The sequence below is a fragment of the Marinobacter sp. DY40_1A1 genome (assembly GCF_016597815.1).
Lineage (GTDB): Bacteria > Pseudomonadota > Gammaproteobacteria > Pseudomonadales > Oleiphilaceae > Marinobacter > Marinobacter xiaoshiensis.
The window spans coordinates 232,242-252,922 of sequence record NZ_VCHA01000001.1 but is presented as its reverse complement, the minus strand read 5'-3'; the positions used below and the strand labels follow the sequence as shown (position 1 = coordinate 252,922).

General features: G+C 54.2%; 21 protein-coding genes. 5 read left to right on the top strand and 16 right to left on the bottom strand.

The window, feature by feature from the left end; translation table 11 throughout:
- Positions 1-42 precede the first annotated feature (42 nt).
- A complete protein-coding gene (locus FFI61_RS01210) occupies positions 43-897 on the top strand; it encodes a PA4780 family RIO1-like protein kinase (protein ID WP_200369584.1) in 855 nt (284 codons plus the stop codon).
- Between the two features lie 18 nt (positions 898-915).
- Here the strand turns inward: FFI61_RS01210 and FFI61_RS01205 are convergent, their stop codons facing one another.
- The 7 genes from FFI61_RS01205 to FFI61_RS01175 form a co-directional block, all read right to left on the bottom strand.
- Positions 916-1,590, bottom strand: a complete 675-nt coding sequence (locus tag FFI61_RS01205; protein WP_200369583.1) for a spermidine synthase — start codon at positions 1,588-1,590, stop codon at positions 916-918.
- A gap of 19 nt (positions 1,591-1,609) precedes the next feature.
- Positions 1,610-1,975 carry a thiol-disulfide oxidoreductase DCC family protein gene (locus tag FFI61_RS01200; protein ID WP_200202692.1) on the bottom strand — a complete coding sequence of 122 codons (366 nt, stop codon included), beginning with the start codon at positions 1,973-1,975 and terminating at the stop codon, positions 1,610-1,612.
- A 65-nt stretch (positions 1,976-2,040) separates the two neighbouring features.
- The gene (locus FFI61_RS01195) at positions 2,041-3,297 is read right to left on the bottom strand and encodes a dicarboxylate/amino acid:cation symporter (protein ID WP_200368998.1); all 1,257 of its coding nucleotides are present in this window, start codon (positions 3,295-3,297) and stop codon (positions 2,041-2,043) included.
- A 102-nt stretch (positions 3,298-3,399) separates the two neighbouring features.
- Complete coding sequence (locus FFI61_RS01190) at positions 3,400-4,431, bottom strand: threonine aldolase family protein (RefSeq protein WP_200368997.1); 1,032 nt, start codon at positions 4,429-4,431, stop codon at positions 3,400-3,402.
- 23 nt (positions 4,432-4,454) lie between these two features.
- Positions 4,455-6,527: an FUSC family protein gene (locus tag FFI61_RS01185; protein WP_320159548.1), complete on the bottom strand. Its 2,073-nt coding sequence runs from the start codon at positions 6,525-6,527 to the stop codon at positions 4,455-4,457.
- 4 nt (positions 6,528-6,531) lie between these two features.
- Positions 6,532-7,416 carry an HlyD family secretion protein gene (locus tag FFI61_RS01180; protein WP_200202695.1) on the bottom strand — a complete coding sequence of 295 codons (885 nt, stop codon included), beginning with the start codon at positions 7,414-7,416 and terminating at the stop codon, positions 6,532-6,534.
- A 9-nt stretch (positions 7,417-7,425) separates the two neighbouring features.
- Positions 7,426-7,626: a DUF1656 domain-containing protein gene (locus tag FFI61_RS01175; protein WP_200202696.1), complete on the bottom strand. Its 201-nt coding sequence runs from the start codon at positions 7,624-7,626 to the stop codon at positions 7,426-7,428.
- 199 nt (positions 7,627-7,825) lie between these two features.
- Between FFI61_RS01175 and FFI61_RS01170 the strand changes: the two genes are divergently transcribed.
- Entirely contained in the window at positions 7,826-8,653 is an 828-nt protein-coding gene (locus tag FFI61_RS01170; RefSeq protein WP_200368996.1) for a M90 family metallopeptidase, read from the top strand.
- Positions 8,654-8,671: 18 nt separating this feature from the next.
- Here the strand turns inward: FFI61_RS01170 and FFI61_RS01165 are convergent, their stop codons facing one another.
- The 9 genes from FFI61_RS01165 to FFI61_RS01125 all read right to left on the bottom strand — a co-directional run bounded on the left by FFI61_RS01165 (position 8,672) and on the right by FFI61_RS01125 (position 16,860).
- Complete coding sequence (locus FFI61_RS01165; protein WP_200368995.1) at positions 8,672-9,370, bottom strand: crotonase/enoyl-CoA hydratase family protein; 699 nt, start codon at positions 9,368-9,370, stop codon at positions 8,672-8,674.
- A gap of 107 nt (positions 9,371-9,477) precedes the next feature.
- Positions 9,478-10,959, bottom strand: coding sequence for an esterase/lipase family protein (locus FFI61_RS01160; RefSeq protein ID WP_200368994.1), 1,482 nt, complete (start codon positions 10,957-10,959; stop codon positions 9,478-9,480).
- A gap of 158 nt (positions 10,960-11,117) precedes the next feature.
- Positions 11,118-11,297: a hypothetical protein gene (locus FFI61_RS01155; protein WP_200368993.1), complete on the bottom strand. Its 180-nt coding sequence runs from the start codon at positions 11,295-11,297 to the stop codon at positions 11,118-11,120.
- 14 nt (positions 11,298-11,311) lie between these two features.
- A complete protein-coding gene (locus FFI61_RS01150; protein WP_200368992.1) occupies positions 11,312-12,688 on the bottom strand; it encodes a GGDEF domain-containing protein in 1,377 nt (458 codons plus the stop codon).
- A complete protein-coding gene (locus FFI61_RS01145) occupies positions 12,685-12,846 on the bottom strand; it encodes a hypothetical protein (RefSeq protein WP_200368991.1) in 162 nt (53 codons plus the stop codon). The genes FFI61_RS01150 and FFI61_RS01145 overlap by 4 nt, the downstream gene beginning before the upstream one ends.
- Positions 12,847-13,015: 169 nt before the next feature.
- A complete protein-coding gene (locus FFI61_RS01140) occupies positions 13,016-13,375 on the bottom strand; it encodes a thioredoxin family protein (protein WP_227714539.1) in 360 nt (119 codons plus the stop codon).
- 2 nt (positions 13,376-13,377) lie between these two features.
- On the bottom strand, positions 13,378-13,818 hold the full coding sequence (gene trxC / locus FFI61_RS01135) for a thioredoxin TrxC (protein WP_200202702.1): 441 nt from the start codon (positions 13,816-13,818) through the stop codon (positions 13,378-13,380).
- Between the two features lie 46 nt (positions 13,819-13,864).
- A complete protein-coding gene (locus FFI61_RS01130; RefSeq protein ID WP_200202703.1) occupies positions 13,865-14,248 on the bottom strand; it encodes a DUF2750 domain-containing protein in 384 nt (127 codons plus the stop codon).
- Positions 14,245-16,860: a DUF2339 domain-containing protein gene (locus tag FFI61_RS01125; RefSeq protein ID WP_227714629.1), complete on the bottom strand. Its 2,616-nt coding sequence runs from the start codon at positions 16,858-16,860 to the stop codon at positions 14,245-14,247. The genes FFI61_RS01130 and FFI61_RS01125 overlap by 4 nt, the downstream gene beginning before the upstream one ends.
- A 336-nt stretch (positions 16,861-17,196) precedes the next feature.
- Here FFI61_RS01125 and FFI61_RS01120 point away from each other — a divergent pair, with 336 nt between their 5' ends.
- From FFI61_RS01120 to FFI61_RS01110, 3 genes are read left to right on the top strand one after another with little or no spacing between them, the layout of a single operon-like run.
- Complete coding sequence (locus FFI61_RS01120; RefSeq protein WP_200202705.1) at positions 17,197-18,381, top strand: thiamine pyrophosphate-dependent dehydrogenase E1 component subunit alpha; 1,185 nt, start codon at positions 17,197-17,199, stop codon at positions 18,379-18,381.
- A gap of 1 nt (position 18,382) precedes the next feature.
- The gene (locus FFI61_RS01115; protein WP_200368989.1) at positions 18,383-19,360 is read left to right on the top strand and encodes an alpha-ketoacid dehydrogenase subunit beta; all 978 of its coding nucleotides are present in this window, start codon (positions 18,383-18,385) and stop codon (positions 19,358-19,360) included.
- 26 nt (positions 19,361-19,386) lie between these two features.
- A complete protein-coding gene (locus FFI61_RS01110) occupies positions 19,387-20,661 on the top strand; it encodes a 2-oxo acid dehydrogenase subunit E2 (protein ID WP_200368988.1) in 1,275 nt (424 codons plus the stop codon).
- Positions 20,662-20,681 lie beyond the last annotated feature (20 nt).

The window sequence follows — 20,681 nt, the reverse complement described above, 5'->3', positions numbered from 1 at the left end:
CCGCGCATGGTCGGCACGCTGACGGCTAAACTGAAAGGTGTTATGAAAGTACCCAAGAGATTGCAACCCTTGGTCGACGACGGCCTGGTGGACGAAGTGCTTTACCAGCTTATGAGCGGGAAAGAGGCACAGGTTTACGTGGTGCGGTGTGGCGAGGAAGTGCGCTGTGCCAAGGTATTCAAGGAAGCAAAAAAGCGAAGCTTCAAGCAGGCCGTTGAGTATCAGGAAGGCAGAAAGGTGCGCAACACCCGCCGGGCACGGGCCATGAGCAAAAAGACACGCTACGGCCAGAAAGAACAGGAAGACGCATGGCTTAACGCCGAAGTGGATGCCCTGTACCGGCTTGCGGAAGCCGGCGTGCGCGTTCCGGAACCAAAAGGCTTTGTAGACGGCGTGTTGCTGATGGAACTGATTGCCGATGCTGACGGCAAAGCGGCTCCACGACTGGACGACGTAACCCTCACTGCGGAAGAAGCAAGGGACTACCACGGCCGGATTATTGAAGAGATTGTGCGGATGCTGAGTGCCGGGCTTATCCACGGTGACCTGTCAGAATTCAACGTGCTGGTCGACAGTAATGGCCCGGTGATTATTGATCTTCCCCAGGCGGTTAACGCAGCAGGCAACAACAACGCCGAGCGCATGCTGGAGCGGGATGTAGATAACATGCGCCGCTATTTTGCCAAGTTCGCCCCCGATCTGCTTGTGACCGATTATGGCAAAGAAATCTGGGCGCTTTACGAGCGTGGAGATTTGCAGCCCGACAGCAAACTGACGGGATGCTTCGAGCACGACACCGCCAGCGCTGATGTAGAAGAGCTTATGGCTGTAATTGAAGCCGCCAAAGAAGAAGAAAGAGATCGATTAGAGCGCATGCAACTGGACGACGAGGACTAGTTCTCGTCGTCCAGTCATTCACCAGGCAAGCCAGATAACATGCTTTGCGCCTTTGCCAGGACGGTGGGCGCGCACGGTTACTGCCTCTGCCGAAAGCCCGGCGCGCTTCAGGCGCTCGGTAAATGCAGGGTCCTGCCCGGCTGACCAATAAGCCAGAATTCCCTCCGGCCGCAGTGCTTCTTGTGCTGCGGCAATGCCAGCTGCTGAATACAACCAGTCATTTTCTTTTTGCGTCAATCCCTCAGGGCCATTGTCGATATCCAGCAAGATGGCATCGTAACTGGCAGGTGAAGCCTTGATAAGCTGCACCACATCACCAATATGCACCTTGGCACGAGGGTCTTTGAGCGGATACCCAGAAGCGCTGCCCAAAGGGCCAAGATTCCACTGCTCTACCTCCGGCACCAGTTCGGCAACGGTGACTTCTGCGGCGTCACCCAGCGACTGCAAGGCCGCTGCGAGGGTGAAGCCCATACCAAGCCCGCCTATAAGCACTTTTGGTGCGGGATGGTCTGTAATACGCTCACAGGCCAGAGTTGCCAAAGCATCTTCAGAACCGTGCAAGCGAGTGTTCATCAGCTCACCGCTTGTGCCGGCAATGCGGATAGAGAATTCATCGTTGCGCTGCAGTAGCCGCAACTGGGTGCCCTTACCGGGAATAATTGCAGTGCCTAGCAACTCAAAGCGAGCCATAAAAACCTCTGAAATGGATTCAGGCGCGCTCACCAAGGCGACGCCCAACCCATGAATGATACAGCCTCGCCAGCGTAGGCCGGATCAAGGGTAAGGAAATTAGCCATGCCAAAGGTTTCAGCAAAAAAACTCGCGACATAAGCAGTATGTAGGCATCCATCTCACGGTGAATTTCACCCTGATCATCTTTTACATGCAGCTCGCGGAGCGCCTTGTAGGGGTCTACCCCCTGCTGGCGTAGTTCCTCATCACGGCCGGTGATATCCAGCCATTCAACTGAGTCTCCGGTTCTTCCTGCCAGCTTTTCATACCAGCGTCGATCCCTGACACAAACGGGACATGAGCCGTCATAGAAAACAATCAGTTTACTTTGCGACTTACTCATAAGTGCCCTCCAGTCATAAAGAAAGCCTGAAAGGTACTCTATCACATCAACAGGTCCGACCTTGCTCAGGCAGCAGATTCCTTTCCTGAAGAAGCTGGATCACCCTGGTATTTGTTTTCACTACGGGCAACAATTGCCGTTCCAACCAGATCTCCGGTCACGTTCAGCCCGGTCGCGCCCATGCCAACCAGCGCATCAATGGATACCAGGAGTGCGACAGTTTCAATTGGCAAACCCACTTGGGCAAAAACTGTGGCAATCATTACGATGCCTGCGCCGGGAACTCCCGCTGTACCAATAGACGTAAGCGTGCCAATGAACACTATTTCAGCCATGGTCACCAGATCCAGAGGAATACCAACCACATTGGCCGCAAACACCGCAGAAATCGCGATACGGATTGCTGCCCCATCCATATTTATGGTGGCACCCAGCGGCAGACTGAAACCGTAAATTCGCTTGGGTATGCCCAGACGTCTTGCAGCATCCAGCGTCAGTGGTAGCGTACCGGAACTGCTCTGAGTGGCGAACGCCGTAGCCATAGGTGTGCGAGCTGCCCGGAAAAACTCGCGAATACCCACGCCATAAAACCGCATCAAAATGCAGTAAACAACCAGATGCACAGCCAGCGCAATATAAAGCACCATCACCATATCGCCCAGAGCCAATATGGTAGATATACCCTGCTCACCCGCCGTCTTGGCTACAATCGCGAATACACCGATGGGGACGTACTGAAGTACGCCAGCCATGACCTTCAAAGTGATCTCGTTAAGCCCTTCAACAACTTTATAAAGATGCTCGCCAAGCTCTGCATGTGCCTCACTCTCTCGCAGCTTCAGGAGCGCAATGCCAAACACAATGGCAGTGAAGATGATTCCCAAAAGGTTCAGCTCGGTGAACGCCGTAAAAATATTGTCGGGCACAATTCTCAGCAGCACACTCACAAACCCGGGGTTGTCCGGTACGTTTACTTCAGCGTTTTCGTCCAGAGCAATGCCGCTTCCCGGCTCAAGCAGAGTTGCCACCACCAAACCGACCACAATGGCCAAGGCTGAAGTCATCACGTAAAACCCGAACAGCTTCCGCCCAACCCGGCCCATGCTGCCAATATTGGCTTGATTGATGCCAACCATAAGCGTGAACAGTACGATAGGCACAATAAGAAACTTGAGCAGACGCAGCAGAAGCTCCCCGAAAGGCGCCAGCCAATCAGCTGCTTGCTGGCCACCGATCAGGCCCACGGCCACGCCCAGCACCAGCGCTATGCTTACGCGAAGAATGAGTGAGGAATTCAGATATTTATTAAAGAGGGCTCTCATCAGATCGCCTTGGGTGAGGTTGATGAGTACAGCATAGTATGAGCTCCTTATCGGGGATGGCGCCGATTGTGGTGGAAATCGTCCGGCGGGTAAACCACAGACCTACGCCTGCAGTTGCCGCACATCCGCCAGAAACTGATCAACCACTGCCGGGGTAGTGGCCCAGGAACACATGAGACGAGCACAACCTCCGATAAAGTTGTAGAAGCGCCACCCTTTTGCCCGCAAAGCCGCCTGCAAAGGCTCGGGCATTTCTACAAAAACAGCATTTATTTGCCGTGGGTAGCGGAGCTTGATGCCCGGCAACCCCGCCAGCCCGTCAGCCAGCCTTTTCGCACTGGCATTCGCATGGCGGGCATTGTCCAGCCACACGTTGTTCTCCAGCAAACCACACCAGGGCGCAGAGATATACCGCATTTTGGAGGCCAGCTGCCCTGCCTGCTTGCAGCGCCATTCAAAGTCCTCGGCCAGTGCCTTGTTAAAGAAAACCACCGCTTCGCCAAGGGCCAAACCATTCTTGGTCCCGGAGAAACACAGCACATCAACACCCACCTTCCAGGTGATTTCTGACGGATGCACATCCAGCGCCGCCACCGCATTCGCAAAGCGTGCACCGTCCATGTGGATATTCAGCTTGTATTGATCCGCCAGCATGCGGATCTCCCGAAGCTCATCCGGGGTGTAGATTGTGCCCACTTCCGTTGCCTGAGTGAGGCTTAGTGCCTTGGGTTTGGGGTAGTGAATGTCTGTGCGTTTGGTCACCAGGTGCTCAATGCTTTCGGGGGTCAGCTTTCCGTTTTCGCCCTGCCCCAGTAATAGCTTGGCACCATTGGAGGCGTATTCCGGCCCGCCGCACTCATCAGTTTCAATATGCGCCAACTCATGGCAGATCACGCTATGGAAGGATTGCCCTATGGACGCCAATGCCAACGAGTTGGCAGCCGTACCGTTAAATACAAAGTAGACATCGCAATCTGTATCAAACAAAGATCGCAAACCATCGGCCGCCCGCTGTGTCCAACTGTCCTCACCGTAGGCTGGTTCGTCTACCCGGTTTGCCGCTTCCATGGCCTTCCATGCCTGCGGACAAACACCACTGTAATTATCGCTGGCAAACTGTTCTGACCGTGACACGGCAGCACTCCTTCATCGGATGGCTAAACACTCTGGCTTTTGGTTTCGGCAATACCTTTGGCGGTTCGTTCAAAGGTCAGCGCTATACGCTCGAACATGCCCTCAACGGTTGACGTTTGTGCATCGGGTTCCCTGGCCGAGTGGATCGCCGCCAACAGTTCCGCACTCACCTCTCTGAACCGGGGGTTCTTTTTTCCTTGGGAACTCACAAGGTAGGTATCTGCAAGTACCTGCTGCCACTCGGCGAGTTTCGCATCTACCTCGGCACTTCGATGGTTCTCGATGCGCCTCCTCAGGCGAATGGACATGTGGCCTATGTTCAGACCGGTGAAGCCCAGGTCTGTCATATGGCGACTGGGGTTACCCGACCCTTGATCGTAATTGGCTAACCGCAACAGGCGCTCCCCCATACGCCCGTTAAGCCAGTTCTCCGGCCGATTTTGATAATCAATGCTGGTCAGGTCGCGGGCGGTTGCTTTCAGCAATCGCCGCTGCATGAACTGCCCATCCAACGGGGTGATCAGCTTGAACACCCAGTAGAGAATGCTGATTCCCACAAACAGCCCCAGAGCATTGCTGGTGGCTGCATCGGCATTGAATGCCATGTGGTTGCCAGGCTGAACAATAAGCGTGAAGGGGATACAAATGCCTAAGCCATAAGGCAGGGTCGGGCGTTCGGCAAGGGCAAGCAGGCCGATGAAAAATGGGCCGGCAAGCACCAGCACCAATATCTCGAAATCCCCACTGCTTTTGGCAAGCAACCCCAACCCATAAACCAGTGCCACGGGAATCGCCACCACCACACTGAGTAACAGGCGCCGCAGCATGTTAATCAACACCGCCAGTGAAAACCGGGCAAACACAATAGAAAACACAACCGGCATGATCATCAGCATTATGGCTGCAGGGCTACCTGTGCTCATCCACACCCCTGCCCCAATTGCGAACACCACAGCTGTCCTGAAGCCATTTACTACGCCTATCAGGGGATCCCTGTGGGTTTTCAGCTTGGACGCTTTGAGCAGTGTCTGGTCGCGATTTTCCAGCGCATTATACGCTCGCAGTACCATAACCAGGTCCGCCACCAATTCCACTGCGGTTTGGGTGAGGCGTATAACGATGGCAGATTCGTTTACATAGGCCGCCTTGTGCTCCAGAAGCGCGCGCCTGAGTTCCTGAGCCTGGTTGTAGGATTCTTCGTAACTGGGCGCCTCTGCAATAGCAATGAACAACATCCGCATATCCTTGAGCAGTACACCAAACGCGGGCGAAACCAGTTCCGGATGGTTGCGGGGAAAGCGCCCCATTATCTGTGTGACCGCAAGCAGCGACATCACCTTGTTAACTAACAGATGTGCTGCCCGGCTGCGTCCCGGCCCTTCGGGCCCTTCATAGGCCACTGCACTGGAGTCATCGTTCAGTACAATCAGCGTTTCCAGAATCTCATCCGCATGCTGGTGGCGCTGTTCATGGGTACTCTTAGGGTCCAGCTCCAGCGAGAGGTATTCAAGCGTTTTGTTGATGACATTCCGGGCGTGATTTCGAAGGCTTTCCTTGACTGTGACCGGCCACAACAGCCGGCTGACCAACATGGCACAGAGGGCCCCCACGCTGATTTCGCTGATACGGGACTGGGCAATATCAAAGACCGCACGGCCATCGTTCGCATTGGGGTCCGCCACAACCATAATTACAACAAGGCCAGCCGTCATTCCCGACATGGCAAAGGCGTAGATAAAGTTGGCGTTATGCACCATAGACGAGGCTGCAGAGTTGAGGCCTATCCAGAGAGTGAGGCACGCAAGCGCCAGCAACGGGTATGGCATAAACAGCGCCAGTATTAAAATCCCCGCGCCGCCACCGACCACTGATCCGGAAATCTGGCACAGGGCTTTTTCAATCACCAATCCGCTCTCGGGGCGAATCTGCAGAAAGACAGCAGACACCACCGCCCAGTAGGGCCGATCAAGCTGCAAATACATGGATACAAACAACGCCAGCGCCATGGATATGACCCCTTTCAGGGCGAATATCACCGTGCGCCGGTTTGGGGTAAAGAGTTGTGTCGCAAGTTGTGGGAGCGCCAGGGATGCCACGTTGCTACTCTTCTTCCGGAGTGTTTTCCGTGTCTGTTTCCAGATAGATGGAAACCGTCATGCCCGCACTGATATTGAGATTGTCAGGGAATGGGTCAAGTGCAATATCAACAGGTATACGCTGAGCCAGCCGCACCCAGTTAAACGCTGCCTGCACTTTCGGCAACATAAGGCTGTCGCTGGTGGTGTTTGAATCTGCAATTCCGCGGGTAATGCTGACCACTTCACCACTCAGCTTTTCCCCGCCAGAAAGCAGAGTAATTCGGGCCTTTTGCCCAACATGCACTTGCTGCAACTTGGTCTCTTCAAAATACCCTGTCACATAAAAGGAGTCATTGTTGATAAGCGATAAAACCGCCTCCCCCCGGGCCACATAGTTGCCTCGCCGCAGGCTGAGGTTATTCACGATACCGCTTTCCGGCGCCAGCACTTGTGTTCGCTCCAAGTCGATTCTGGCCGTATCAAGTTCCGCTTGTGCAAGCTGGTAGCTGGCCTTCGCCGCCTCGGCACGAATACGATAAGCCTCAAGACTTTCCTCACTGATAGACTGAAGGTCAGCCATGCGCTGCCGGCGCTCATACTGATGCCTGGCCAAGTCCCAACCCGTACGCTCTTGAGCAAGCCGCGCATTGCTCTCGGCAAATTTTGCCCGGTAACGAGTGTCGTCAATTGTGAACAGAGGGTCACCCTTATTCACAAGTCGGTTATTTTTAACGCTCAACTCGGTTACCCAGCCCGACACATCGGGAGCGATCGTGATGACGTCTGCGCGAATTCGCCCGTCCCGTGTCCAGGGCGAATAGAGATAGTGATCCCATACCCAGGTTCCGGCAACAACCGCCGCAGCCACCACAAGCAATGTCAGTCCTATACGCCCTAGCCTTCCCATGAGAGCCCTTTAATTCGCAAACAGATAAACAATAGCAGCCAACCAGCAGACGAACGTTGCCACGTCGAACCAGGCTTTCTTCCAGATGTAGGTGCGCAGGCCTGTATAGTGCAAAACGCCCCGGGTGATGGCCGCCATAACAAACGCAAAAGGCACCAGCACCACAAACGGACTAAACAACATCCCACCAATACTCATCTCGTGAAGCATGTCATCCCTATTGCTGCTGCTCTGCCATCGTTTTTTTGCAATCAAGTGTCTGATGATAGGTGCGATTCAAGCTATCAGCCAACTAGCGTATGCTAGCAACGTGATGATTTCTCCGCAGCCTGAATTTGCTCTGCCAAACACGAATGGTTTGAGATTACAGCAAACAGCCGGCACATACGCACGAAGCGAGCTTAAGAACATGTCGTCAGCATCTGTATTTGCACTATTCTCCGCAGCTCTCATTGCACTGGCTGTTTTCTATCTGTTCTTCTACCGCACCTGGCGACGTGAAAGAGAGCTGAAACAGCCCTTCCCAAAAGCCTGGCGAAAACACCTCCAAACAACGGTACCCCTGTATCGCCAATTGCCAACACCGCTGCAGAAAACTCTAAGGGATCAGGTTCAGCTCTTCATCGCAGAAAAGAACTTTTACGGATGCGACGGATTTGAAATAGACGATCGCGTTCGGGTAGCCATTGCCGGGCACGCATGCCTTCTCACGGTGAAGCGCTCATATGGGGATTTTGATGACGTTCGCAGCATCCTTGTATACCCGGATGTATACCGGGTGCAGGCATCCGAGCGTGATGGCATGGTGGTTGGCGTGAGCGATCAGATCAGGGCCGGAGAAGCATCCTCACTAGGCCAGGTAGTGTTAGCTTGGTCAGAGTGTGAAAGCGGGGCTATGCGTGCGGGCAGCGAGCACAATGTAATTCTTCACGAATTTGCCCACCAGCTTGATTACCTGGATGGCTCTGCAGACGGCGCTCCGCCTCTTGGTGGCGAGCAAGCAAAAGAATGGCAGGAGATTATGACCACTGCCTTTAACAACCTAAGGCACTCGCTCATGCATCGGAGCACAAGTTGGCTCGATCCTTATGGCGCAACAAAGCCGGCTGAGTTCTTTGCTGTGCTGACAGAAACCTTCTATCAGCAACCGCAACACCTGAAAGAACAACAGCCGGCAGTGTATGATCTGCTTCGGGACTTCTACAGAGTGGATCCTGGAGAGCTGGCCCCGAGCTAGCCCCGCAAGATTGGCGGTTTAACCGTTAAGGCCGAGACTCTGCGCATCCATCTCGATGCTGCGATCCAGCAACTCAAGATAACCCGCTTTGGTTTTCACCTTGGTTTGGGCGTGGGCTCTCATGTTCAGTTTACGGAAGCCCTGGGCGAGTTCATTCGCTCGGCTCATAAGCTGTTCCGGAGCAACCACTTCATCCAGGTATCCTGCAACTACAGCGCCTTCAGGGCTGTATATTTCTGCATTGATCACCGACCGGTAAAAATGTGCTGGCGCCAGACGGTGGCGGGCAATCTCGATACCTGCATTGTGCATGGTCATGCCGATAGCCACTTCGTTCAGTCCCAGCTTGAAACTGCCCTCAACACCTACACGGTAATCTACAGAGAGCAGAACAAACGCTGCTTTTGCAAGTGCATGGCCGCTGCATGCTCCGATAATCGGATACGGAAATGCGGCCAGACGGCGGGTGAACTTTGAGCCAACAGTCACCAGGGCAGCGGCTTCCTTCATGCCCTTTTGCATTTCTTTCAGATCGTAGCCGCCGGAGAAAATACCAGGTTGCCCGGTCAGGATAACCACTGCTTTATCCTGTTCTGCCTGATCGAGAGCTTTGTGCAACTGTTCAAACACTTCATGGCTCAGGGCATTCACCTTGCCGTTGTTGAGTACTACGGTCGCAACACCGTCATTGAGTGAGTAGCTTACTAGGTCGGTCACCGGCGTTTCCTCTTGGTGGAGATAGGTCTGATTTCGCAGAACTTTGCCAGCTTATGCCTGCAGCCACAAATCATTATTCACCAGGAACCCGTTTCTTGTCTGATTTGTCAGCTTCTACGCCGGAGTTTCACCTGCAATTGGGCCTTGAAACCCTTCTTTGACGCCAGGGGGATCAGATAGTTGTCACCATCCTGCTCGGCCTTACTGCCACCGCGCTCGCTCCACTGTTCATCCGTGGTGACATAACGCAGATTCCATCCGTCTTCAGTGGGCGTCATTTTCAACGTGAGTGTATCCCGATACAGGTATTCCCCTTCCACCCGGTGCTCTGTCCAAGGGGCTCCATCTACAAAATAATCGGTGGCAGAAACGGCAAGCTCGACAGTCATCACCATGGTTCGACCCCGATCAACCGTAATTTTTGAACTATCGAGAAATGCGGAGAACAGCATTGGAGAACGCGCAGAGTCCAGCCCTGCCCGCTTTGGTTTCATCATCTCGTCGAATTTTCGCAATACTGCGCTGAAGGTTTCTTTACGCCTTTCTGTAAGCCTAAAACTGCGAGCGCCCCGGGGGGAAACAGTCGCTTCAAAATAATAGGAGGCGCGAACCCGACGACCTTCTTTTCTGGCCTTTTCTACCGAAGGCGGCAGTGGCAAGGATTCCACATTCATCACCCCGTCTACGCGCACATCACCAAACAGAAAGCGTACCAGGTTCTGATAGCCGTCTTCGGAGTTAACAATGCCGTAGGGGCCGCTGTGGCTGCGATATACAAAAGCTCTGGGCGCACCCTGAACGGCCGCATTCTCGATCGCAACCAGCCCATCGCTCATCTTGCCCGCAAGCCACTTGGACACGCCTTTGGCGGCACCATAGTCTTGCTGGTTTGTTCCCACCAGGCAGAAAAACCGGTCCGGATCGAATTTGCCATCCAGGGAATCCACTCTGGAAGGCTTGCCGTCAAACCCAAGATAGTCTGCCATGACTGACCGGTTGAAGTTGTTGATATCCCAAAGCCCGAGAAACGCCGGCACGTTGATACCGGCCATTTCAATACCATTGTGCGGGGTGGCATAGGTAAACACCTTGTCCACTATCTGCCGAACGGCCGGGCTGCTGATTCCACCATTCTGTAAAAGACACCGACACACCAGGCCACCCATGGAGTGCGCCACCAGATTCACCCGGAACTCTGCCCGGCGATCCATATCGTCGCCGCATAGCTGGTCGCGGATATTCAGAATCAAATCACCCAATTGCAGAGCTGCCGCGGGAATTGAAAGTGGCTTTCCTTCGCCGAAATCCCGGTCTGCCTGATCGTAGTAGCGGTATATAACAACGGTTTTAGGCGTGATGTCGCGGTCGACCTCGGCACCATCGGAAAACGCATCTGTGTAGCCGTAGTCTTTCATCAGGCGCATCATGGGCGATTCGAAGACCTGTTTATAAATACTTCCGTCCCAGGATTGACGCACTTTGGTCGCGCCCAGATTGAAGCCCATATAGGGCATGGAAACGGTATCGGCAATTTCGCTGGCGGTCATGGCGTAGCCACGAACGTAGATAATGGGGTGGAACTGGCTCATGAGTCGTGCATCCTTTCAGGCTGATCCTGCATTGATGCATGCGATATTCGTTCCGGAAGATTAATTCTCTGGTAGAGGCGAGGACTTGCGCCCTATCGGCCCAACTGGCTTTGAAGAATGTGTAAAGAAGACTGACGAGGCCGGGCCCAAAAATGCTCTCAGGAAAAGTAGTACCGAACCATTTGGGCAACGATCAAGAGCGCCACCAGCGGAAAGATAAAACGCGTTATGTTGCCATAGTTTCCCGTTTCGTCTTTTGGCGCATATTTCTCGACCAAAGGCAGAATAATAATCAACGCAATGAACAAAACGGCAAGTATTGTTAGCAGTACGCCCATAAAATACTCCTTAGCTAGCCGACCTTGATGCAATTCCGGCCACTATCCTTGGCAAGATAGAGTGCCCGGTCGGCTCGGTTAAACACCATTTCTTCGGTATCATCGGGGCCAAAGCCCGCCAGACCACCAGAGAACGTAATCGTCAGCCGCTCCCCGCCAAAATGAAATGGCAAAGCACTGACATGGGCTCGAATTTTATCCAGCACAGCATGTGCCTCGTCGGGAAGCGTTTCCGGAAACAGTACGACAAACTCCTCGCCACCAAAGCGGGCCGCAAAATCGGTGGTGCGCACGCGTTTTTTTATCTCCCGGGCTACGACCTGAAGCACTTTGTCGCCAGCCTTGTGGCCATATGAGTCGTTCACGCGTTTGAACAAATCTATATCAAGAATGCTGAGTGTCAGTGGATACTGATAGCGCTGCCAGCGATTCAGCTCAAAGGCCATCCTTTCTCGCCATGCTTCACGATTGGGAAGTTGGGTAAGCTGGTCCGTCATGGCACGCTCGCGTTCCTTACGAACCTGGCCCTGCATCTGACCCGAGTAGGCCTCCATCAGAGCCACCTTCTCACGCATTGCCGCCAGCTCTTGGGATAGCGCTTTTTCCCGTTCGGATTCCTGAGCCTGGAACCGACTAACTACCATGCCGATACCTTCCAGATGGCGGCCAACTGAATCTTTCAATTCCTGCAGATCATCACTGGCTTCGATATGCCGGCTAACCAGCTCGATCTCTTCACGAATTTCCCGCTCAAGGGCTTCTGCAGCTGCCTGACGGCCGGTTTGAGCACTCGACTGAACCGAAAAATGCTGCTTCAGCGCCTCGAGTCGCTCATCCAGACGCTTCAGGAAGCTCTCGAATTCGCGCTGGCCACGGGTGACTGCTGCTATCACCAGATCTGCCACCTGGTTTAGCCCTTCCCTCAACTCTTCCCAGCTGTCACTGGTCAGAAGCGATCTTTGCAAATTCCTTGCATGCGTCTCTGCTTCCGCCTCTAAAGAAACCTGGCTGAGCAGCTGACCAATCAGATGTCCAACACGCCGGGCGATCAAAAGTCGCTGCCTATTTTCTACTTCAGTGGCAGTTCCGGTAGATGGCTCGCTGCGGTTTCTGGAAGTACGGGGAGCAGCAGCATCCAACTGAGCAACCTGACGATCGATCTGTGCCTGCAAATCTTCCCAGATAGTTACATCAACGCTGTTCTTGAGGAGGTCAGATCGGACTCTGGCAAGCAAGCGATCCAGCTCCTGCGTCTGTCCTTCAGAGGCCAGGCTGATGCACACCAGCATGCGCTCAAGTGCATTGCGCTCGATCTTCCAGCGCTCTTCTCTATGCTTTACAGACTCCAGCTCATGAAAATATTTTTCTTTCCAGGACTGATCCGATGTCATATGTAGTTTCTTCCTGTCTGGGGCAGGTAATAATGGCCATGCGCTTCGATACGGCGCACCTTGAGTTGGCTCCGGTCGTAAATCCAAGCCGATTTCTGGTAATCAAAATCAGCATAGACCCTTTTGGCGACTGTGTCCGAGCGGCCAATAACATCCATAAGAGCCCCTCTGAATTCAAATGAACGCAGTCATTTACCGAGAAGCTGACATAGTTTTAAGTATACCCACAAAATCTGTGGATAACTTTGTGAAAAGGCGCGGGACAAGCCTGCTCAGGCCAGTTAAAACGGGCGTTCGACAAACATGACCGTTAACTGATCAGATCATTTACTGCTCAGCGATATCTTGTTGAATCGTCAAACAATATGGACGCTCTAACGCCGAACGCACATCGCCCATAGAGAAGACTCTGGAAAACTCGGCGAAGCGTTGCCCCTGAAACCAGAGGTGAATGACTGGCAGTGAAAAAATGCCCCGCGAGGCACACACTGGTGCAGACGCCTGGCAATCTACATACGCCATAATCAGCTCAGGAAATTCCTCCCTGGCCATGCGCTCCAGCTGTGGTTTCACCGACTGGCACACGCCACAGCTTGCACCACCGTACAGCACAAGGGCTGCAGAACTCGTATTAACAAGCTCTACCAGTGCGTCTTCACTATCAATCACCCTCATGCTGCCACCCATCTTCAGCAACCGTTACTCTTCAACCACTGATCAATCTGGCCCTGGTTCATTGCACCACTTTGCCGTGCAAGCTCGCGGCCATTGCGGAACAGTATCAAGGTAGGGATGCTGCGAATATTGTACTGACCTGCCGGTGCCGGGTGCTCTTCGGTATTGAGCTTGGCAAAACGTACTTTGCCCTTCCAGCCCTGAGCCGCCTGCTCAAACTGGGGTGCCATCATTTTGCAGGGGCCACACCAACTTGCCCAGAAATCTACCAGTACAGGCACATCGCTGCGCCCGGTGTGGGGAGCAAAATTTTGCCCCGTCAGCTCAAGCACTTCGCCCGGCCATAATGGCTGCTTGCAGGCTCCACAGTTACCGCCAGATGCCAGCCGCTCAGCCGGCACACGGTTCAACTTGTCGCAATGTGGACAAACAACATGTTTAAGATCGTCAGTCATGCATTCACCTCATCACACTTATAATGTCAGTTTGGCTATCTATACATCAGAAACTGGACAGTTCATCTTGCAGGTCTTTTTTCAGCTCATCTGCTTCTGTTATCCACAGAGTTTTATCGGCCCCCGGGAATACGCCCACTTGCAGGCCGTCTTTCGATAATCCAGGTACCCATTTCTTGAAGAAATCTGGCAGCGAGATACTTTTCGGGGTCAAACCATCTGCGCCCTTGGCATATTCAACGGCAAATTCGGAGCTGGGCCAAACCGGCAAATGTGCTACACCGTCATCCTCCGACACTATGGACAGGAAGCGGCTCTCCGAATTAACGAGTATCCAGATCTCCCGCTCTTCCAATACTTCGCTCAGGAAGTAGTCGTATCTCTCTTCACCATCCATTTCGAGTACGCTGGCTAGCTCTTCGCTATTCATAAATCTGAATCTCTGTTTAATGAATCAGGCTCAGGGTTAACTCCCTGAGCTTTTCGGTACATCCATGCAAGGCCCAAGAGAGCGAGCCCCAAACCCATAAAGGCCGCAACTCGCCAGAACCCTTGCAGGCCGGCCATATCGATCAGGAAAATCTTGCCGATCACAATCCCCAGCAAAGCCATGCCCACCTTGTACAAGATGATATGGGTGCTTTTTGCGGAATAAACAGTGGAGTAGAGGATTGCCACTATGGCGTAAAGCATGCCGACTACCGAATAGGTATACAGCTCGCCCTCGGTCATGCCATGCCACAAGGCCATATCGCTACCCTGCCAGAGCTGGCGAATTTCCAGAGCAGTGAATAAAAGAAACCCTGCCCCTGCGACACACATTGACCAGAGCTTGGGTGCAATCTGCGGGAACCGGCTGATAACAAGAGCCAGCAGTACCGGGCCACCAAAAGCAGGTAACAGCATATTGAAGATGGGCGTGCTGCCAATGAAACTGCCACTCCACCAGGGGTTATGCAAAGTGAGCAGCATGAGGTAGCTGAGGGCGGAGAGCGCCAGCAGAACCCATGAGAACAACCGGTAGAGCCAGGCCAATGACTGACTGGACTTTGCCCGGAAAGCATAAGTCACACTGAGCGCGCCCCAAAGCAGCGTATTCATGGTTGCTTCGATCAAGCTGTATTCGTGAACAAAAATGTCGCCATCGTACAGCCAGTAACGCAACTCCGCGCCCAGGAACAGCACCAGCAAGTGCAGGGTTGCGCCTTCCAGCCAGGGGCGAATCGAATGGCCTTTCTCTGAAAGCCTGGTAGCAACCGCCGCCAGCAATGTAGCACCACCATAGGTCCATAGCGTCCAGTGCACGCTGGCATCGTAACCTTGTATCCATGGATTGAAAGTGAGCCGCGCAACCACCAGCGCCAATACGCCCTTCAGTAACAGGTACAGCTCCGGCATCTGATAGCGCCGAGCCAGCCAGGTAAGGCTGACGAACTGAACCGATAAGGCCAGGGTGAGTGATGCTTCACGGAAGGCCATCACTGTGGCCAGTGAGTAACTGACGTGCGCCGCCATCAAGGCCCAGACCACGCCGTTCCCATAGCGAGCCAGCCCTTCCATACGCCAGGCCAGAACGCCGTAAACTGCGCCAAGTACCAAGGTGGCGACCGCCCACACAACCGATGTTTCGCCATAGCCTTGCAGCAACAGCCAGCCAAGCACCAGCCATACCAGCGGCGAAAGCAGGGTTAACGAGGCCCATCGCCGCTGGTCGGCATAGCGCCCCCACAGCCAGAGGCCCAAACCAGTGGTGGTGATGGCAGCGGCAATCAGGTAGCTGACAAAACCCGCTTGCTGCGCCAGGGGAATCTGCATCAGGAAAAACAGATCGCCCTCCATTCGGCCCATATACAGCAGCCAACCGGCAGCACTGGCTAACACGGCACCCCAAGGCAAAAACCACAGCGTACCCCGGCTCTGAGGAATCAGGGATGCGACCGGCAGAATGAGCAGCCAACTCCACAACGACGGGTTATCAACAGATTGATGTGCAATCGAAATACCCCAAATCGCCAACAGCGGTAGAAGCGCCTCACGCAAACGTGAAGGTGCGGCCTGCTCTTCGCCCGGCAAGAATGCAAAAGCAACAAACAAGGCGGCCAAATACATCGCCGTTGCCAACTCAGCAGGGGCTGCAGCCACGGTGGCTGCCCACCAAAGCAAGGCACCGGCCAGTGTGGCGTACCAGAGCCAATCACGGAAAACGTAACGCATTAATAGCAGCGAACTGATCGTAATCAGAAAGCTGTACGAGAGCACAAAGGCGACGCTGCCGTCCTCGCCACCAATAAGCAAAGGCACGATATAGGCGCCACTCAGCCCCATAATGGCTAGCAGTGGGCCATGCACCAGAGCCAAAGCCATGGTAGCCAGAGACACAGCCGCAAGCAGGATTAACCCGACAACCGGGCTGATTAGCTGGTAGTGGTGAACACCGGCAAGCAATGCGGCGTATAGCGTGATACTGCCCCCGCCCGCCAAGGCGGCAAACACCTGATCTGTGCTCATGTGCCGCCTGCGCAGGTATTCCGCGCCTGCGTGCAGGGCAAGGCCCGTAACCAGAGCGAGCAACAGTTGCTGTACAGGGCCAATCAGCCCGGCGCTGATGGAGTGGCTGACCATGAATATCCCCGCCAGAGCCACACTCAGGCCACCCAGCCAGACCATCCAGTTTTCTTTCAGGGCCTTTTTGATGCCTGAATAATCACGACCCGGTGCAACTGAATCCAGCCAATCACCTGCCTCAACGCCAGGCTCTTCGGCCCATTCAGTCTTCGCTGCAACAGGAACCGGTGCAGGCTCTGGCGCCGGCGGCTGGACATAGGCCAAGCCTTCGGCTGCAGGCAGAGGACCGTCTGGCTGTTGCTTATTTGATCCACCAGAGCTTCGGAGAATCTCAATTTCCCGGCGCAGCTCCGAGACCTCCTGACCCAGGGATTCAATGCGTGCAGAGTGTGCATTCCGCTGCTGAAAAGCCATGAAGCCCAGAACAGAGCCCACGGGTATGAACAGTGCCAGGCCCACGCCAAGCAAAATGAGCATTGCTTCCAAATCCCTTTATCCTTTCGAAGTTTCCATCTGGTGCAGCGCGAGTCGCTGGTGCAGTGTGCAGTCTAACTTCTCTGAAGCAATAGCTCACCCGTAAAGGACACTACCCAAAGCTCGCACTTTACGTTAAGGTCAACTTTGTCCTGTTTAATCCGGTTTTATCCAAACCGGGCGAACTGGCAATAAGAGCCATATTGCAACACCGGCAGGGTTGCTCAATGCGTTCTATACTCTGGAAAATCACCGGCAAATAGAACAAGGCTCCATAACTTAACGAGGCCCCCACAAGGGGCATTTTGTTCCTCAAGCCATCACCCCAGGAAGAGGATTATGACAACAACAAAGTACAAATCCGTTTACACCCCTGTCTTTACAGACGGCTCGGAATATCACATTCCGACACTCAAACTCCTGAAACAGGACGGCTCGCTCTACAAAGGCAGCAAAGCGCCTGTCATCGACAAAGACAAAGCGCTACGAATTTACCGCGCCATGGTCACCACCCGCATTCTGGATGAACGCATGCTGGGCGCCCAACGACAAGGCCGCCTAAGCTTCTACATGCAATGCACCGGTGAAGAGGCTTCCGTTATCGGCAGCGCTGCGGCCCTGAACGACGCTGACATGATCATGGCCCAGTACCGTGAGCAAGGTGCTTTGGCCTATCGCGGCTTCACTATTGATGAGTTCATGAACCAGCTGTTCGGTAATGAGCGGGACTACGGCAAAGGCCGCCAGATGCCGGTTCATTATGGTTCCAGCAAACTCAATTACATGACTGTTTCATCCCCCCTTGCCACTCAGATCCCCCAGGCAACCGGCTATGCCTATGGCCAGAAAATGGCCGGCGACGGCCATTGCACCATTGTTTACTTTGGTGAGGGCGCAGCTTCGGAAGGCGACTTCCACGCGGGCCTTAACATGGCCGCCGTACACCGTGTGCCCGCTATTTTCTTCTGCCGTAACAATGGTTACGCCATTTCCACCCCCGCGAATGAACAGTTTGCCGCCGACGGCATAGCGCCTCGTGGGTTCGGCTATAAAATGGATACCATTCGTGTCGACGGCAACGACATACTGGCCGTTTATCAGGCCACCGAAGCCGCCCGCAAACTGGCCGTGGAAGAGAACCGCCCGGTACTCATCGAAGCCATGACCTATCGCCTGGCGGCGCATTCCTCATCCGATGATCCCTCCGGCTACCGCAGCAAAGATGAAGAGGCCGTGTGGCGTGAAAAAGATCCTATCTTGCGCATGCAAAACTGGCTCACCAGGAAAAAATGGTGGAGCGAGAGCGAAGAAAAAGAGCTGCAGGAACGTATGCGCCGTGAAGTGCTGGAAACCATGAAGCGAGCCCAAAAGCTCCCCCCTCCTCCTTTGGAAACCCTGGTAACGGATGTTTACGACGAAGTGCCCCCGCTGCTGAACGCGCAGTTTGAAAAACTGAAGGCACACATTCGCAAATATCCCGATGAGTATCCCAAGTCGGCTATCCACGTTCAGGGAGGGGCATAACATGGCTAAAATGAACATGCTACAAGCCATCAACGACGCCCTTGATCTGGCGATGGCTGCGAACGACAAGGTGTTGTGCTTTGGTGAAGATGTGGGTGTCTTTGGCGGTGTTTTCCGGGCCACCAGCAACCTGCAACAGAAATACGGTAAAGATCGCTGCTTCAACACGCCTCTGGTGGAGCAAGGCATTATCGGCTTCGCCAACGGGCTGGCCGCTCAGGGCTCCTTCCCGGTAGCCGAGATTCAGTTCGCCGATTACATATTCCCGGCCTTTGATCAGATTGTTAACGAGTCCGCCAAGTTCCGGTACCGCTCGGGCAACCTGTTCAATGTGGGCAACATGACCATTCGCACGCCCTACGGCGGCGGAATTGCCGGCGGCTTGTACCACTCCCAGTCACCAGAAGCCTACTTCGCCCACACTCCAGGCTTGAAGATTGTGGTGCCACGCAACCCGCACCAAGCGAAAGGGCTGTTGCTGGCCTCCATCAATGACCCCAACCCGACGATCTTCTTTGAGCCAAAACGCTTGTATCGAGCCTCTGTTGGCGAGGTGCCTGAGGGGGAATACCAATTACCACTGGGCGAAGCCGAAGTTCTCAAGGAAGGCACCGATGTAACGGTATTGGGCTGGGGTGCTCAAATGGAAGTCATCGATAAAGCCGTCGAAATGGCAGAAAAAGACGGCTTCTCCTGCGAAGTGATTGATTTGCGCACCATCCTGCCCTGGGATGTGGACACCGTTGCCGAATCGGTGCTTAAAACCGGGCGCCTGGTGATCACTCACGAAGCGCCGCTTACGGGTGGTTTTGCGGGCGAGATTGCCGCCACCATTCAGGAACGCTGCTTCCTCTATCTGGAATCGCCGATCGCTCGGGTGACCGGGATGGACACCCCCTTCCCGCTGGTGCTCGAAAAAGAGCACTTCCCCAACCACCTGAAGGTCTATGAGGCCATTCGGGAAAGCGTCGAATTCTAAGCAGATATCCGGACAGGAGAACAATTATGAGCGATTTTATACTGCCCGATATCGGCGAAGGTATCGTGGAATGTGAGCTGGTCAAATGGCTGGTAAGTGAAGGCGATCTGATCGAAGAAGATCAGCCGGTTGCAGAAGTAATGACCGACAAGGCGCTGGTGGAAATACCTGCCCCCTATGCAGGGCGGGTAACACGCCTGTACTGGAAGGAAGGCGATATAGCCAAGGTGCATGCGCCGCTGTTTGAACTGGTGGATGAAAGCGGTGAAGCTTCGGGAGAACAACCCAAAGCCAGCGACGAAGGCAAACACGCCGAACCAGAGGCCAGGCAAGCGGAACCTGAGAAAAGCCCTGATCGCGCCGAAACTGTCGCCTCAGCCGCTCCTTCAGCGCGGAAAGACGGTGAGCGGACGCCCGCCAGCCCAGCGGTGCGCCGCTTGGTTCGCGAGAACGACCTGGCGTTGGAGAATATTCAGGGATCGGGCAAGGATGGCCGCGTACTCAAAGCCGATGTGCTGTCCCATTTGGAGCAACCTGCATCCGGCGGCTCATTCGTCTCAGCAGGCAGTAGTCCAAGAGCTGAAGCGCAAAACCAGGAAGTCCGCATAGAGCCCATCAAAGGCATGCAGGCTGTCATGGCCAAACGCATGGTGGCATCGGCCTCCACCATTCCCCACTTCAACTTCAGTGAAGACATTGATGTGACGGAATTGCTCGCCCTGCGCCAGCAGCTCAAGCCAGAAGCCGAAGCACGTGGTTCCCGCCTCACGCTCATGCCGTTCATCATGAAGGCTATTGCACTGGCCGTTCGTGAGTATCCAATACTCAATAGCCAGATCAATGAGGATGTAACCGAAATCCACTACCAGCCACAGTGCAACATCGGCATGGCCGTGGACAGCAAAATAGGACTGCTCGTACCCAACGTGAAAAACGTGGGCCAGCTCACTCTGCTGGAGATAGCCGACGAAGTCACCCGCCTCACCGAATCTGCCAGAGAAGGCAGGGTTAGCCAGGCGGATCTCAAAGGCGGCACCATTACCATTTCCAACATTGGTGCACTGGGCGGCACTTACGCCTCACCCATTATCAATGCTCCGGAAGTGGCAATCGTGGCTTTGGGGCGCACCCAGAAACTGCCAAGATTTGATACCAATGGGCAAGTGGTAGAACGCTCCATCATGACCGTCAGCTGGGCGGGCGACCACCGCATTATTGATGGCGGCACCATTGCCCGTTTCAATAACCTGTGGAAAAGCTATCTGGAGTCACCACAATCCATGCTTCTGCACATGAGCTGACAGGTATGGCGCCGCCGAAC